Origin of the sequence: Anaerofustis stercorihominis DSM 17244 (assembly GCF_000154825.1) — a bacterium.
In the GTDB taxonomy this organism is placed as follows: domain Bacteria; phylum Bacillota; class Clostridia; order Eubacteriales; family Anaerofustaceae; genus Anaerofustis; species Anaerofustis stercorihominis.
In genome coordinates this window covers 522,147-537,909 of record NZ_DS560015.1, presented here as the reverse complement: position 1 = coordinate 537,909, position 15,763 = coordinate 522,147, and the positions used below count along the sequence as shown (strand labels likewise).

The window sequence follows — 15,763 nt, the reverse complement described above, 5'->3', positions numbered from 1 at the left end:
AAATGGAAGATACGGTAAAAACGGGCAGTGAAGTCTTAATGAATACATACGGGAGGATTCCCGTGGTTTTTGACAGAGGAGAAGGGGTATATCTGTATGATGATAAGGGAAATAAATATCTTGATTTTGTAGCGGGGATTGCGGTAAATGCTCTCGGTTATAACGACGAGGGACTTAACAATGCTTTAAGCGAACAGATGAAGAAACTTTATCATGTTTCAAACCTTTATTATACAAAGGCAAATGTGGAAGCCGCAAAGCTTTTAGTCGATAACAGCAAGCTGGACAGGGTATTTTTCTGTAATTCGGGAGCAGAGGCTACCGAAGCGGCTTTGAAGTTATCAAGACTTTATGCTTATAAATTTAAAAATAAAGAAACTAAGATAATCGCAATGAAGAATTCTTTTCACGGCAGGACTTTCGGTTCCATAACCGCAACGGGACAGCTTAAGTATCAAAAGGGTCTGGGACCTATCTTACCCGATGTGACTCATGTTGATTTTATGGACTATGAAGCCTTGGAAAAAGAAGCTAGGAGCGGTGCCTGCGGTATTATCCTCGAACCCGTACAGGGAGAAGGCGGTATCAGACCCGCAACTAAAGAATTTTTACAAAAGGTAAGAAAGTTATGTGACGAACTGGATATACTTCTTATATTCGACGAAGTTCAGTGCGGTATAGGCAGGACGGGATACTTATTTGCTTATGAATATTTCGATGTAGTTCCCGATGTTGTGGCAATGGCGAAAGGTCTCGGAGGAGGTTTCCCTATAGGTGCGATTTTGGTAAGCGAAGATAAAGCTAAAGGTTTCGAACCAGGCAACCATGCTTCTACCTTCGGAGGAAATGCACTTGCTTCTACGGCAAGCAAATACGTTGTAAACAAGATTTTAAACGAGGGTATACTTGATAACGTAAAAGAGCAAGGGGAATATTTAAAATCAAAACTAGAGAGCTTAAAAGAGAAATATCCTTTCATAACCGACGTAAGGGGTGTTGGTTTGATGCTTGGAATGGAACTTGAATTCCCGGTAGCGGATATAATAAATAGTGCTCTTTCCAAAGGTTTGTTGTTACTTAATTCGGGAGTAAACATAATCAGATTTGTTCCGCCTCTTATTGTTTCCAAAGGGGATATAGATAATTGTATTGAAATCCTTGACGGTATCTTGGATGAAATATAAACATGATTGAAATCGGTAATATTTAGATAATAATATATCTTGTAAATTAAAGGGTCATAAAAAATGAATGAAAAAAATAATGAAAATAAAGTATTTGCCAAAGGTTACTGTTTTGAAATAATATTTGTGTTTTTCTTGATAGGCTGTTTGCTGGGGACTTATTATGAAGAAATTTTATGGTATGTAAAATATCATGTAATCACCGACAGGCAGGGTCTGCTCTATGGACCTTTCAGTCCCATATATGGAATAGGCGTAGCTATTTTTGTTATTTTTCTCGGTAAAAATAATGATAAAAGAAATGTTTGGAAGACTTTATTATACGCTTCTATCATTGGAGGGGTTACGGAATTTGCTACAAGCTGGATAGCCGATGTTGTCTTCGGCGTTGAATTCTGGGATTATACTGGCAGATTTCTTAACATATGCGGAAGAACCACCATTCCTTACATGATAGGCTAGGGGATAGGCGGTACAGTCCTTATAAAGATAGTTTATCCTTTTGTATCAAAGTTGCTTCAAAAAACCCCTTATAAAATAGGACATCCTATTTTTATAGCTGTAGTAATATTTATTGTGATAAATATGATACTGACATATACCGCTCTCGGAAGAATGGCTTTAAGGCAGAAAAATATTCCTGCCAAAACATTTATCGGAGAATGGATGGATAAGACATATAACGATGATTATTTATATAAAAAATTTCCTGTTATGAGTCCGGAAAATAAATAATATATTTTATGATTATTTGTATTATTTTTCTCTTGGCTTTAGCAAATAAAATTTAAATTAAATATGCTAAAAATATTACATTAACTAGCATAATAGTACATATAATACGAAATTAATATTTATAAAATGTAGTATTTACGATAAAAAGAGAAAAAATTATATGATTTTCTAATTTTTTCTTTTTTTTATAGTAAACTTTGTGGTATTATATATTTATATATTGTATTTTGATAAATTTATATATTTTTGTAAAGTGAATGGGTGATAGATATGGAAGAAAAAAACACACCAAAGAATAGAGTCGTTGTTAATATTCTGGGTACTAATTACACTATAATAACCGATAATGATGAAGACAGCTTAAAGAAAGTTGCGGGCTTTGTGGATGAACTCATTAAGGAAGTAAAGAAAAACAATCCTTATATGAATCCTTATACGGCTGCAGTGTTATCTTCACTTAACTTATGCGAAGAATTATTCTCCTTAAAAGATGAAGTCGAAGACCTTAGAAAAGATAAGGAAGAGTATGAAATACTTACGGATTATAAGGAAAAGTTGATGTCTGCTTTGGAAGAAGCCGAAGCAAACGAAGCTAAAAGACTTTCCATGCAGTATAAGTATGAAAAACTTGAAATCGAGAATGAAGAACTAAAAGATTTACTTGAAGAGTATAAGGAAAAATTCACATCTATGAGAAGTGAAATTGAACTTAACAGAAGATCCATAAGCGAACTTCAAAATAAACTCCTTGAAAATCAAATCGAACTCGTAAAAGCAAGAAAGAATATACTTGATTATTCAAGCTAACTTATAAAAAATAAAAAGCTTTCAATATGAAAGCTTTTTTTATTTAATATTTTATCAAACTATTCAGTTTTTCCAGTTTATCTTTATCCATAGGTTTTACGTCTTTTAACCTATAGTCCATTCCAAGTTTTTCGTATTTACTTATAGCCATATTGTGATATCCGAGAAGTTCCACTTTTTCTACATTTCCTATTTGTTTTATAAATTCATTTAAACTCTCGATGTATTCTTCTGTGTCGTTGATACTAGGTATTATAACTTGCCTTATCCATACTTTTTTATCAAGTTCATTTATATCTTTTATTATTTTAAACAGCGTTTCCTGGTTTCTGCTTGTTATTTTGGTAAATTCCCTTGGATTTGTATGTTTTATATCCAGAAGTATCAAATCCGCCTGATTTATAGCTTCGTGTGAAAATTCATCGTAGTATGTACCGCTTATATCTATGGCACAGTTTATATTTTCCTTTTTAAGCGCTTTTATGGCTTCAATAAGGAATTCGCCTTGAAGTAAAGGTTCTCCTCCCGAGAATGTCACTCCGCCGTCATCTCCGTAGTAGGGGATGCCTCTTTTGGCTCTCTTTACCAAATCTTCGGCTTCCACTTCACTTCCCGCACCTATTTTCCAGCTGTCGGGATTGTGACAGTAAAGACATCTTGCGGGACACCCCTGCAAGAAAAAAACCGTCCTTATACCCGGACCGTCAACTGCTCCGAATGTTTCTATGGAATGTAATCTGCCTTTGACCATTTTTTTACCCTCTTATAAACTTTCTCAATTAAGAAATGATACCGGACATAAGACCGGTATCACTCAATTTAAATTATAAACTTTCGTGGAAAGTTCTTTCTATAACTTCTTTTTGGTGAGCTTTTGATAGTGCGTTGAATCTTACCGCATATCCCGAAACTCTGACCGTTAAGCTTGGGTATTTGTCAGGGTTTTCGTAAGCGTCCATCAACAGTTCTTTATTTAGAACATTTACGTTTAAGTGATGTGCTCCCTGGTTGAAATATCCGCTTAGTAATTTAACCAATGTTTCATTTCTTGATTTTTTATCTTTACCCAGTGAATCTGGAGTAATACTGAAGGTATTTGAAATACCGTCCTGACATGTATCCCATTTGATTTTTGATACTGAGTTAAGTGAAGCTATCGCTCCCGTGTTATCTCTGCAGTGCATTGGGTTAGCTCCCGGTGCGAACGGTGTTCCCGCTCTTCTTCCGTCAGGAGTGTTTCCCGTCTTCTTACCATACATTACGTTTGAAGTGATTGTAAGTATAGATAAAGTATGGACCGCATTTCTGTATGAAGGGTGTTTTCTCAACTCTTCTATAACTTTTTCTGTTATTTTAACTGCGATTTCATCTACTCTGTCATCGTCATTTCCGTATTTAGGGAAGTCGCCTTCTGTTTTATAATCAACTATCAATCCGTTTTCATCTCTTATAGGAGTTACTTTTGCATATTTGATTGCTGATAATGAATCTGTTGCAACGGATAATCCCGCAACGCCGAATGCGATAAGTCTTTTAACTTCGGAGTCAAGGAATGCCATTTGACTCTTTTCAAAGTCGTATTTATCGTGCATGTAATGGATTATATTCATTGTATTTACATATAGTCCCATGAAATATTCTATATATTCCATATATCTCTTCCATGCATCGTCGAAGTCTATAGGACCGTCTCCAACAGGTTCCATTTGAGGACCCATGCTGTCTCCGCTTCTTTCTTCCTTACCTCCGTTTAGAGAAAGTAAAAGGATTTTTGCGAGGTTACATCTTGCTCCGAAGAACTGTATCTGCTGACCCATTTGAATAGCTGATACACAGCATGCGATAGAGTAGTCATCTCCGCAGTGAGGTCTCATTACATCATCGTTTTCGTATTGAATAGAGTCAGTATCAATTGAAACCTGTGCACAGAATTTCTTGAACGGTTCAGGAAGGTTTTTAGACCATAGAACAGTTAAGTTCGGTTCAGGTGCGGCACCTAGGTTATATAGAGTATTTAAAATCCTGTAAGAGTTCTTTGTTACTCTGTGTCTTCCGTCTTCTCCGACCCCAGCGATACCTTCCGTTATCCACATTGGGTCTCCTCCGAAGAGTTCGTTGTATTCGTTTGTTCTAAGATGTCTTGCAACTCTTAATTTTAAAATGAAGTCATCCATGATTTCCTGGATTTGTTCTTCGGTGTAGTTTCCTTTTTCTAAATCTCTTTCGGCGTAGATATCAAGGAAAGTTGATATCCTTCCGATTGACATCGCAGCTCCGTTTTCTTCTTTGATACCCGCAAGGTAAGCAAAGTATGTCCACTGAACGGCTTCTTTAAAATCTTTGGCAGGCTTGGATATATCATAACCGTATTTTTCTGCCATTTTTTTGATTTCTTTTAAAGCGTCTATTTCGTGTGAAATTTCTTCCGCAACTCTTATGTTTTCTTCAAGCATTACAGATCTTGAAGAAACTTCGTCGTGGTCTTTTTTCTTTTCTTCGATCAGTCTGTCTATACCGTAAAGTGCACATCTTCTGTAGTCACCGATGATCCTTCCTCTTCCGTAAGCGTCGGGAAGACCTGTTAAGTAACCCAAATGACGGGCTTTTTTGATATCCGGAGAGTAAGCTTTGAATACTCCGTCGTTATGTGTAGTGATATAATTGAACATATCATCTATTTCTTTAGGTAATTCGGCACCGTATTCTTTAAGTTCCGATTTGACCATTCTTATTCCTCCGAACGGACAAATACCTCTTTTTAAAGGTTCGTCTGTTTGAAGACCTACTATTATATCTTTTCCTTCTATTATATATCCGGGATCAAAAGCATTTATTCTCATGATCTTAGATGCATCGACTTTTAAAGTACCGCCATTTTTTCTTTCTTCGACTAAAAGTTCTTTAACTCTTTCGTTGCATTCTGTGGTCCTTTTTGTAGGTCCTGCAAGAAAACTTTCGTCTCCGTCATATGGGGTATAGTTTATCTGGATAAAATCGTCAACGTTGATGTTATCATTCCATAAACCTTCTTTAAATCCATCCCATTGTTTAAACATTATATTTCCTCCATATAAATATTTTTATATAAATTTTATTCAAATAATTAAATAAAACCAAAAATAAATTCAAAAAAATCATTTTGATTTTTCTGATTTATCTTCGGTCTAATAATACTCTATTTTAGCATATATAGTCAAATCTTTTTTGAATTTTTCTACATATTGGTACAATTTATTTACTCATTATCACTGTGACTTTGCTGGCTCTTTGATATTTGTTCTCTTTGCCGTCTTTTATATCCTGTTCGGATACAAAAACATCCACAAGATCATATCCTTTTTCGTCCATCTCATTAAGGTAATTTTGCAGCTTGCTCATAAATAAATCTCTTTCAACGATATACTTCATCCTACTATCCCCCTAGTAAATTAAATTTATTATATATCCCACATAATTAGTTTAATATAAATATATCACAATAATAAATTCATGTAAACTTGTAAAATACAAGTTTAATTCATTTCTAATCAATTTTTTATCACTTCTTCACAATTGTAACAATTTAATACTGATTTTATTTTTTTATTTTTGATTATATTTAGATAGAAGTATTTAACTGAGAGGAGGTGGAGAAATGATTAAATATAATACTCAAAATATGCAGCTGTTTGCAGATGATAAGAAAAAAATCAAAAATCCCATAAATCAAAAAAACATTAAGGATTTTCAAAATGAAAAAAATAAAAAAGAGGATGATAAAAAGCCGGATGATGTTGATCCTTCAAAAGAAAATACCAAAGATGAAAATATGAAAAATAATAAAAAAAATATAGACAGTACAAAAGTTAAAAAATCTTTGGAAGAATATAGTGAAGAAGGACAGCAAATCAATGAAGACAGTGATTATTCATCTAAGGAAAGTCCCGAAGTCATGAGTTTGAAATTCAGGATAAGAGAGCTTGAAGAAGAAAATAATAAGCTTACCAAAGAAAAATCCGAAATTGAAAAGGGTTATATATTTAAAGAGAATATTATAAAACTAAGAGAAAAATATGAGGATTTTAAAAGTCTGGAAAACAGCATTTTAAAGAAAATCGATACCGAAGTCATAAATATTGACGGCGAAAAGGTTAAGTACTTGTATGAAAGCGGATATGACGGTTTGATTGCGGCGTATAACATGTGTAAGTATTCTGTGGAAGAACTTCCGGATATAGAAGATTATATCGAAAAGAATATAGATAAGATTGCACAGAATGAAACGGTAAAGAATGTGGTTATAGAAAACTATCTTAAAGACTTGGATGAAATGAAAATGCCTCTCGTTTTTAAAGACGAAGACGGTTATACATCTTATACAAAAAAGGAAGAACCGAAAAACTTTGCCGACGCAGCAAAATTATTTTTAAAATCCCTTGAATAAATATAAAAGGAGTGTGATTATATGTCAGTTACAACAACTAAGAGTGCCGATCAGGCACTTAAATCTTATTTTTTATCCCCTGTAAGAGCGTCTTTGAATGAAGACTCGGGACCGTTTTTTGCAATGATTACCCGTAACAGCGAAGATGTTGAAGGCGGAAATATCAAAATGGCCCTTCAGTACGGCAGACACGGCGGTATAGGCAACAGAAGCGAAGACGGCCTTTTACCTACTGCAAATGCAAGAAAATATGTACAGGCTACTTGGGAAACAAAAAACCTGTTTGCGGTTTTAAGTATTTCGTCTAAACTCATCAAAGCTTCAAGGACAGATAAAGGAAGTTTTGCAAATATGCTTACCGCTCAAATGCAGGATTTACTTACCGATGCAAAGGATAATATCAGAAGACAGTATTTATCCGACGGCTCAGGTAAGGTTACATGTATAAAGAAGAATGACAGTACATGGGTGTATAAAAGCGGGGAAGCGACCGTAAATGTCGAAAACAGCAAATATTTTTATCCCGGTCAGTTCATAGATATAATCGATAGCAGCGAAAATAAAGGATTTGCGGATATGGAAGCATTGGAAATAAAAGACGTAGATTATAAAGCTAATACGATTATCCTGAATCTACCTTCCGATTTGACTGTTGAGTCTAATGCATCGGGAACCGTTTCTGCGGATTATATCGTCTTTACTGGAAACAAAGATATGGAACTTACGGGTATCGACGCTGTATTTAACAGCTCCAATCTTTACGGAATAGACAGGTCCGCAAATTCATGGTTTAACGCAAATAAAATCGCGGCGGAAGAAGCAGACGGTGCTCATCCGTTAACGGAAATGGATATGCAGTATGCAATTGATTTATGTGAAGAGCAAATGGGTTCTACAATAGATTATATCCATACCACATACGGCGGTGCCAGAGCATTTCAAAACCTGTATCAGTCTTATAAAAGAAATATCGAATATACCGATATAAAGGGCGGTTATAAGACGATGTCTTTCGCAGGTATCCCGATTTTTAAAGAAAGATATCTGAAAGAGGGGACAATGGACTTTATTTCAACCAAAGACTTCTCTCTTTTCCAATTAGATGATTTTGACTGGATGCAAAAAGACGGAGGTATCTTGCATAGAGTTGATAATACTCCGGTATATCAGGCAGTTCTTGAAATGTACTGCGATATCGGATGTGCAAAACCTAAAGGTCAAGCAAGATTATTCGGATTTGACGAAATGTAATAAAAAAGGAAGATTTTATCTTCCTTTTTTATTTAATATTCTGCATCAATATTTTCAGTTTTTATTTTATTTTCCTCCGCATATTTTAATGCATAAGAATTATACGGCGCATATATAACTACATTTTTGCTGTCATCAAAAACTGTCTTTCCTATGAAACCCAAATTATATGACGGTGCGATGAATTTCGTAAGTTTAGGACAGTTGCTGAATGCTTTTTTGTTTATTTTAGTTACTCCCGTACTTAAATCAACTTCTGTAAGTCCCGTACAGTCCGCAAAAGCATAGTCTCTGATATAATTTACACTTTTAGGTATAGTTACTTTATTTAAGCTTATACAGCCTCTGAATACTGAAGCTCCCATAATTTCAATAGAGTCCGGAAGGTCAATGTTTTTAAGAATAGTACAATTTTCGAAAGCATTTGCTTTTATCTCCGTTAAGCTGTCAGATAATTTTACATCAGTTAAACTTTCACATTCCGCAAAAGCATTTTTGCTTATGGTTTTTGTTCCTTTTAGTGTAACATTTGATAAGCTTACGCTGCCGTAGAAAGCTTCGCTTGCTACGGATGATACATTTTTAGGTATTTCTATACTTTTTAAACTTCTTGTATTATAAAATGCCAAAGAACCTATAGTTTTAAGCTTTTTAGGTAAAATTATTGTTTCAAGCTGTTTGTTACCATAAAATGCAGAATTACTGATTGTTTTAGTATCAGCATTTACTGTATAGCTATTTAAATCTTTATCGGTCGGATAAGCAATTAAAGTTTTTTTATCCTTACTGTACAATACACCGTCAATGCTTATGAACGTTTTATTGTTTTGAGCTACTGTAAAATCCGTAAGATTTGAACAGTTGGTAAAAACATTGTTCCCGATTTCTTTAAGGGTAGAAGGAAGCGAAATTGTCTTCATCCCGCTGTTTAAAAATGCACTTTCTTCGATTTTGGCGGTACCTTCTTCAATAATAACATTATTTAAATTTAAACAGTTTGCAAAAGCATAGCTGTTGATTTTTTTACTTCCTTTAATGGTAAGTTCCTCAAGATTACTGCAGTTGTAAAAAGCAAAATCTCCTATTGTTTCCACTGATTTAGGGATTACGATACTTTTTGCAGGTATGTTTTTAAAGGCTTCATCTTGTATACTTACGACAGGACAATTTTTTATCTTATCAGGAATAACAAGGCTTTTGATACTTTCCTCTGTTGTGTCATATGATATTATATAAGCTTTTTTGTTTCTTATCCTATATGTATATCCGTTTTCTTTGCCTTGTGTTACGTTGGTTATACTGTCGCCGACTTCTCTCGAGGTTTCTTCGTCTGTCATATCCGTTTTAGCGAAAGTAATTGAAGGTATTATTAATAAAGTCATTAAAATAATTGATATCAAAGTGATTTTTTTATTTCTTTTCATTATCTATACTTCCTTTTTATATTCAAATCATTTTACCATATTTATGTAATTATTTAAATATATTATTTCTTAATTTCATTATATTTTCATCATAAATTATTATTCATCTTTAAATTTAAATATTTTTATTAAAGGTATTGACAATATTGAAATAAGGTTGTATTATTGTATTAGTTAATTAATACAATAATACAAGAAAGGACGGACGAATATGGGATGGGAATTTAAAAGTGACAGACCTATATATCTGCAATTAGCTTCATATATAGAAAGAGATATACTAAAAGGAAAATACAAAGCAGCTGACAAACTAGCGTCGGTCAGAGAATTTGCAAGTATTGCAAATGTAAATCCAAATACCGTTCAAAAAGCTTTCAGCGAACTTGAAAAAAACAACATAGTTTTTTCTTCAAGGACCAGCGGAAGATTTGTGACGGAAGACGAAAATGTAATTAAGGAGAGAAGGAAATTGTTAGCCAGGGAATATGTAGATGATTTTTTGCTTAAGATGAGAGAGATTGGTTTTAATGATGAAGATATTATATCTGTAATAAAAGAGGCTGTGGGAGGAAAAAAAGATGAGTAATTTAATTGAAATTAAAAACTTATTTAAGGAATACAATGAAATACTTGCTCTGAATAATGTTACTTTAAGTATTCCAAAGGGTAAAATAGTGGGGCTACTCGGTCCTAACGGCAGCGGCAAGACTACACTTATCAAGTTAATGAATAAACTTCTCGTTCCTTCCGGGGGAGAAATCACGATCGACGGAATGAGTCCGGGGATAGAAACAAAAGAAATTGTGTCTTATCTTCCCGATAAAAGCTATTTGAATGAATGGATGAGGGTAGATGAGCTGATGGATTTTTTTGAAGATTTTTATAAGGATTTCAATAAAAAGAAAGCTTACAAAATGCTTGAAAGTCTTAAAATAAATCCTACGGATAAACTCTATGAGCAGAGAAGCCAGAGTTTATCTTTTAGACGAACCTATCGGCGGAGTCGACCCCGCAAGCAGAGACTATATTTTAAACACCATTATAAATAATTACTCCGAAGATTCAACGGTAATCATTTCCACTCATTTGATTTCCGATATAGAAAAGGTACTCGATGAAGTCATTTTTCTGAAAAACGGTCAGGTGGTATTAAATGGTGACGCAGATGAAATAAGGGAAGAAAAAGGAATGTCTATAGACAATTTATTTAGGGAGGAATTCAGATGTTAAGGAAATTAATGAAATACGAATTTAAAGCTACAAAGAGAATAATGCTTCCTGCAATTATTGTACTTTTTCTTATATCAATATTTAACGGAGTTTTCTTTGGAGTTATAGAACCTCATATAAGTAAAAACAATATATTTGTCAATCTCTTCGGAGGCGTTGGGATGACTGCTTATGTATTGGGTATTATAGGTATATTTATAATATCGGGGTTACTTGCACTCTTTAGATTTTATAAATCAGACTTATCAAACGAAGGATATTTGACTCATACATTACCTGTAACGATATCAAAAGAAATTTTAAGTAAAATAATAATAGGTACATTTTGGATAGTTGTAACGGGGATAGTCGTAATGTTCTCTATATTTGTCATTTTGATGGTTTCGGGTGCTTTGAATATTACGGATATAGACTGGACTTCTTTCAAAGAAGTAATTAATGCTATATTTACCGAAGAAGGCGGACTTGCATTTATTGCAATTATATACGTAATCATAATTATAATACTTGGATGTTCATCAAAGATACTTAACGTATATGCATCCATGGCAATAGGATTTTCGGCTAAAAAGAATAAGATTTTATGCTCATTCGGAGCATATATGGTATTATCATTGATTTTAACTGTAATAACCACTGTTGCCGGAATGGTGTTATCCAATCCTTTAAAAGCGATGATGAGTACTTTAAGTAATGCAGCCGCTTTCCATTTATTATTCATCGGGGTTATATTATATATACTGATATTAAACGCAGCATATTTCTTCATAACCAAGTATATGATGGAAAACAGACTCAACTTAGAATAATTTGATTATATATTTTTAATTAAATATAAAAAAGGAGCTGATAAAAATGGCTCCTTTTTGTTTGGCTTAGACTGTTTAATATATTGGTTATTGTAATTTATTTGCAAATTTATCAACTTTTTATGAAAATTTTCTCAAAATTCTTGAAGTTAGGTGTAAGTGATGATATCATTTAGTTTAATAAAAATTTTAGGAGGAGTTTATGGCAGTATTAAAACCATTTAAGGGTATAAGACCCGATGAAAAATATGTAGAAGATGTATCCTGTTTACCTTATGATGTAATGAACAGGGATGAAGCAAGGGAAATGGGCAAAAATGAAAAGTCCTTTTTACATATTGTACGCTCCGATATAGATCTAGACGACAGTGTAGATATTCATGATGAAAAAGTATATGAAAAAGCAAGAGAAAACTTCGATAAATTCTTGGATAAAGGTTATTTAAAAAAAGAAGACAAAGAAGTTTACTACATATATAGACAGATCATGGACGGCAGAGTGCAGACAGGTATCTGCGGATGCTGTTCCACATTCGAATACGAGCAGGGGATAATCAAGAAACATGAGTTTACGAGACCTGAAAAGGAAGTGGACAGGATAAATAACTTTCTTGCATGTTCGGCTCATACAGAACCTGTGTTTTTCGCTCACAGACACAATGAAAATGTACATAACTTTATAGAAGATTTTACAAAAAACAATAAACCGGTATACGATTTTGTTTCCGACGATGGTATAAGCCATATATTATGGGTAGTCGATAAAGAAGAAGACGTTGAAAAAGTAAGAGAATATTACAATAATATAGATTACCTATATATTGCGGATGGTCATCACAGGACAGCTTCGTCTTACGAAGTGGGTAAGAGGCTCAGAGAAGAAGCGGGGGATGATGTCGACAGAGAATATAACTATATATTATCAGTAGTGTTTGACAGCGATGAGCTTGCTATAATGGATTATAACAGAGTGGTAAAAAGTTTAAACGGACTTGATAAAGATGAATTCTTTAGTAAAGTAAAAGAAAAATTTGAAGTAAGCGAACCGAGTGAAGAAATAATAAAACCAAATAAGAAACATGACTTTTCAATGTATGTAGAGGGTAAGTGGTATCTTATTACCGCCAAAGAAGGTACATTCGATGAAAGTAATCCCGTTAAGAGCCTTGACGCCGATATACTTCAGGAAAATCTTTTAGGTCCCGTTCTCGGTATTGATGACCCGAGGACGAATGACAATATAGAATTTGTCGGAGGTATAAGAGGCTTGAAAGAATTACAGGAAAGAGCAGATAAATTCGGTGGTGCAGCATTTGCGGTCTATCCGGTAACCATGGATGATTTGTTCGGTGTGGCGGACGCAAACATGGTCATGCCTCCGAAATCCACTTGGTTTGAACCGAAACTAAGAAGCGGTTTATTTATACATAAAATATAAAATACATAATAGTAATAATATATAAAAGGAGATTGAAGTAAATGAGCAGAGTATATAACTTTTCAGCAGGTCCGGCTGTATTACCGGAAGAAGTATTAAAAGAAGCAGCGGCAGAAATGCTTGATTATAACGGAAGCGGGATGTCTGTAATGGAAATGAGTCACCGTTCGAAATGGTTTGAAGAAATCATCAAGACAGCGGAACAGGACTTAAGAGATTTAATGAATATTCCCGATAACTACAAGGTATTATTTTTACAAGGCGGTGCGAGTCAGCAATTTGCAATGATACCTATGAACCTTATGAAAAACGGAGTGGCTGATTACATTATCACAGGTCAGTGGGCTAAAAAAGCTTTTAACGAAGCTAAAAAATACGGTAATGCAAAAGCGGTTGCTTCAAGCGAAGATAAGACTTATTCATATATCCCCGATGTAAGTGATCTAAATATCGACGACGATGCGGATTATGTATACATATGTGAAAACAACACTATCTACGGAACAAAATATCATACACTTCCAAATACAAAAGGAAAGACTTTGGTTTCCGATGTATCTTCTTGTTTCTTATCTGAACCTGTAGACGTTGAAAAATATGGTATCATTTACGGCGGAGTACAGAAGAATATCGGTCCCGCAGGTGTTGTAATAGTAATAATCAGAGAAGACCTTATCCCATCAGATGATGAAATAGATGAAAAAGTTCCTACAATGCTTAGATATAAGACTCATTCTGATAATGACTCTTTATTCAACACACCTCCCGCATATGGTATTTATATCTGCGGAAAAGTATTTAAGTGGCTTAAAGGTAAAGGCGGCTTAGAGGCTATGAAAGAACATAATGAAAAGAAGGCTAAGATACTTTACGATTACTTGGATGAAAGCAAGATGTTCAAGGGTACCGTCGTGAAAGAAGACCGTTCTCTTATGAATGTACCTTTTGTTACTGGAGATAAAGAATTAGACGCTAAATTTGTAGAGGAAGCTACAAAAGCAGGCTTCGTTAACTTAAAAGGACATAGGACTGTCGGAGGTATGAGAGCTTCTATTTATAACGCAATGCCAATCGAAGGCGTTGAAAAATTAGTGGAATTTATGAAAAAATTTGAAAAAGAGAATGCTTAATATAAGTTTTTTATATATGTTCTAATTTTATTTTCATCGTATAATATTGAAAAAAGCGGGCATATGTAACAAATTTTCAAAAATAAAATGAAACAACGATAAATTATTAAAAAAGTTGTTTCATTTTTTCTTTTAAATTATTGATTTTACTGATTAATTTATATATAATACTGATAAAGTTCAATTTATGCTCGAATATTGGGGCTAATTTAAACTTGCTACGAAATGAGGTCTGAAAATAAAATAAATCAAGACTTCAAAAAAATAAAATAATTATAATATTAGGAGGAATTTTATTATGGCAGTAAAAGTAGCTATTAACGGATTTGGTAGAATTGGGAGGTTAGCATTCAGACAAATGTTTGGTGCAGAAGGCTATGAAGTAGTTGCAATCAATGACCTTACATCTCCGGATATGTTAGCACATTTATTAAAATATGACTCATCACAAGGAACATACGCTCTTGCTGATAAGGTTTCAGCTACAGATGATTCAATCATCATCGACGGCAAAGAAATCAAAATCTATGCAGAAGCTGACGCTGCAAAACTTCCATGGGGAGAAATCGGTGTAGACGTAGTATTAGAATGTACAGGTTTCTATACATCTAAAGCTAAAGCAGAAGCTCACGTTAAAGCAGGTGCCAGAAAAGTTGTTATCTCTGCTCCAGCAGGTAATGACCTTCCAACAATCGTTTATAACGTAAACGAAAAAACATTAACACCAGAAGATACAGTAATCTCTGCAGCTTCTTGTACAACAAACTGTTTAGCTCCAATGGCTAAAGCTCTTAACGACTTAGCTCCAATCCAATCAGGTATCATGAGCACAATTCATGCTTACACAGGAGATCAAATGACTCTTGACGGACCACAAAGAAAAGGTGACTTCAGAAGAGCAAGAGCTGCTGCAGTTAACATCGTTCCTAACTCAACAGGTGCTGCAAAAGCTATCGGTCTTGTTATTCCTGAACTTAACGGTAAATTAATCGGTTCTGCACAAAGAGTTCCTACACCAACAGGTTCTACAACAATCTTAGTAGCTGTTGTTAAAGGTAACGTAACAGTTGAACAAATCAACGAAGCTATGAAAAAAGCTCAAACAGAATCATTCGGTTACACAGAAGAAGAATTAGTATCAAGCGATATCGTAGGTATGAGATACGGTTCATTATTCGACGCTACACAAACAATGGTATCTCCAATGGAAAACGGCGATACACAAGTTCAAGTAGTATCTTGGTATGATAATGAAAATTCTTACACAAGCCAAATGGTAAGAACAATCAAATACTTCTCAGAATTAGCTTAATTAATTTAAAGTACAATTTA

The 15,763-nt window shown here is 34.1% G+C and carries 15 protein-coding genes and 1 pseudogene; 12 read left to right on the top strand and 4 right to left on the bottom strand.

Annotated features, from left to right (window positions below):
• Positions 1–2: 2 nt before the first annotated feature.
• The 4 genes from ANASTE_RS02620 (at position 3) to ANASTE_RS02605 (ending at position 2,726) form a co-directional block, all read left to right on the top strand.
• A complete protein-coding gene (locus ANASTE_RS02620; RefSeq protein WP_007049353.1) occupies positions 3–1,184 on the top strand; it encodes an aspartate aminotransferase family protein in 1,182 nt (393 codons plus the stop codon).
• 63 nt (positions 1,185–1,247) lie between these two features.
• Complete coding sequence (locus ANASTE_RS02615; protein ID WP_007049352.1) at positions 1,248–1,646, top strand: putative ABC transporter permease; 399 nt, start codon at positions 1,248–1,250, stop codon at positions 1,644–1,646.
• Positions 1,647–1,760: 114 nt separating this feature from the next.
• Entirely contained in the window at positions 1,761–1,919 is a 159-nt protein-coding gene (locus tag ANASTE_RS02610; protein ID WP_198004096.1) for a hypothetical protein, read from the top strand.
• A 270-nt stretch (positions 1,920–2,189) separates the two neighbouring features.
• Positions 2,190–2,726, top strand: a complete 537-nt coding sequence (locus ANASTE_RS02605; RefSeq protein ID WP_007049350.1) for a cell division protein ZapA — start codon at positions 2,190–2,192, stop codon at positions 2,724–2,726.
• A 43-nt stretch (positions 2,727–2,769) separates the two neighbouring features.
• On the opposite strand, the gene pflA is transcribed toward ANASTE_RS02605, so the two are convergent.
• The 3 genes from pflA to ANASTE_RS11875 form a co-directional block, all read right to left on the bottom strand.
• Complete coding sequence (gene pflA / locus ANASTE_RS02600; RefSeq protein ID WP_007049349.1) at positions 2,770–3,477, bottom strand: pyruvate formate-lyase-activating protein; 708 nt, start codon at positions 3,475–3,477, stop codon at positions 2,770–2,772.
• A gap of 73 nt (positions 3,478–3,550) precedes the next feature.
• Positions 3,551–5,782 carry a formate C-acetyltransferase gene (gene pflB, locus ANASTE_RS02595; protein ID WP_007049348.1) on the bottom strand — a complete coding sequence of 744 codons (2,232 nt, stop codon included), beginning with the start codon at positions 5,780–5,782 and terminating at the stop codon, positions 3,551–3,553.
• A gap of 175 nt (positions 5,783–5,957) precedes the next feature.
• Complete coding sequence (locus ANASTE_RS11875; protein ID WP_007049347.1) at positions 5,958–6,134, bottom strand: hypothetical protein; 177 nt, start codon at positions 6,132–6,134, stop codon at positions 5,958–5,960.
• Positions 6,135–6,360: 226 nt separating this feature from the next.
• Here ANASTE_RS11875 and ANASTE_RS02590 point away from each other — a divergent pair, with 226 nt between their 5' ends.
• On the top strand, positions 6,361–7,149 hold the full coding sequence (locus ANASTE_RS02590) for a hypothetical protein (RefSeq protein ID WP_007049346.1): 789 nt from the start codon (positions 6,361–6,363) through the stop codon (positions 7,147–7,149).
• 21 nt (positions 7,150–7,170) lie between these two features.
• The gene (locus ANASTE_RS02585; RefSeq protein ID WP_007049345.1) at positions 7,171–8,400 is read left to right on the top strand and encodes a phage major capsid protein; all 1,230 of its coding nucleotides are present in this window, start codon (positions 7,171–7,173) and stop codon (positions 8,398–8,400) included.
• A 32-nt stretch (positions 8,401–8,432) separates the two neighbouring features.
• Here ANASTE_RS02585 and ANASTE_RS02580 read toward each other — a convergent pair whose 3' ends face one another.
• Positions 8,433–9,824, bottom strand: coding sequence for a leucine-rich repeat domain-containing protein (locus tag ANASTE_RS02580; RefSeq protein WP_007049344.1), 1,392 nt, complete (start codon positions 9,822–9,824; stop codon positions 8,433–8,435).
• Between the two features lie 211 nt (positions 9,825–10,035).
• On the opposite strand from ANASTE_RS02580, the gene ANASTE_RS02575 reads away from it, so the two are divergent.
• From ANASTE_RS02575 to gap, 6 genes and pseudogenes are all read left to right on the top strand, one after another.
• Positions 10,036–10,410: a GntR family transcriptional regulator gene (locus ANASTE_RS02575; RefSeq protein WP_007049343.1), complete on the top strand. Its 375-nt coding sequence runs from the start codon at positions 10,036–10,038 to the stop codon at positions 10,408–10,410.
• Positions 10,403–11,054, top strand: a pseudogene (locus ANASTE_RS02570) (ABC transporter ATP-binding protein). The gene ANASTE_RS02575 and the pseudogene ANASTE_RS02570 overlap by 8 nt, the downstream one beginning before the upstream one ends.
• Positions 11,048–11,863, top strand: coding sequence for a hypothetical protein (locus ANASTE_RS02565; RefSeq protein ID WP_007049340.1), 816 nt, complete (start codon positions 11,048–11,050; stop codon positions 11,861–11,863). Before ANASTE_RS02570 ends, ANASTE_RS02565 begins: the two are co-directional and overlap by 7 nt.
• A 202-nt stretch (positions 11,864–12,065) precedes the next feature.
• Positions 12,066–13,301 (top strand): DUF1015 domain-containing protein, encoded by a 1,236-nt coding sequence (locus tag ANASTE_RS02560; RefSeq protein WP_007049339.1) that lies wholly within the window; start codon positions 12,066–12,068, stop codon positions 13,299–13,301.
• A gap of 41 nt (positions 13,302–13,342) precedes the next feature.
• Positions 13,343–14,431, top strand: a complete 1,089-nt coding sequence (serC, locus tag ANASTE_RS02555; protein ID WP_007049338.1) for a 3-phosphoserine/phosphohydroxythreonine transaminase — start codon at positions 13,343–13,345, stop codon at positions 14,429–14,431.
• 298 nt (positions 14,432–14,729) lie between these two features.
• On the top strand, positions 14,730–15,743 hold the full coding sequence (gene gap / locus ANASTE_RS02550) for a type I glyceraldehyde-3-phosphate dehydrogenase (RefSeq protein ID WP_007049337.1): 1,014 nt from the start codon (positions 14,730–14,732) through the stop codon (positions 15,741–15,743).
• The last annotated feature ends 20 nt before the right edge of the window (positions 15,744–15,763 follow it).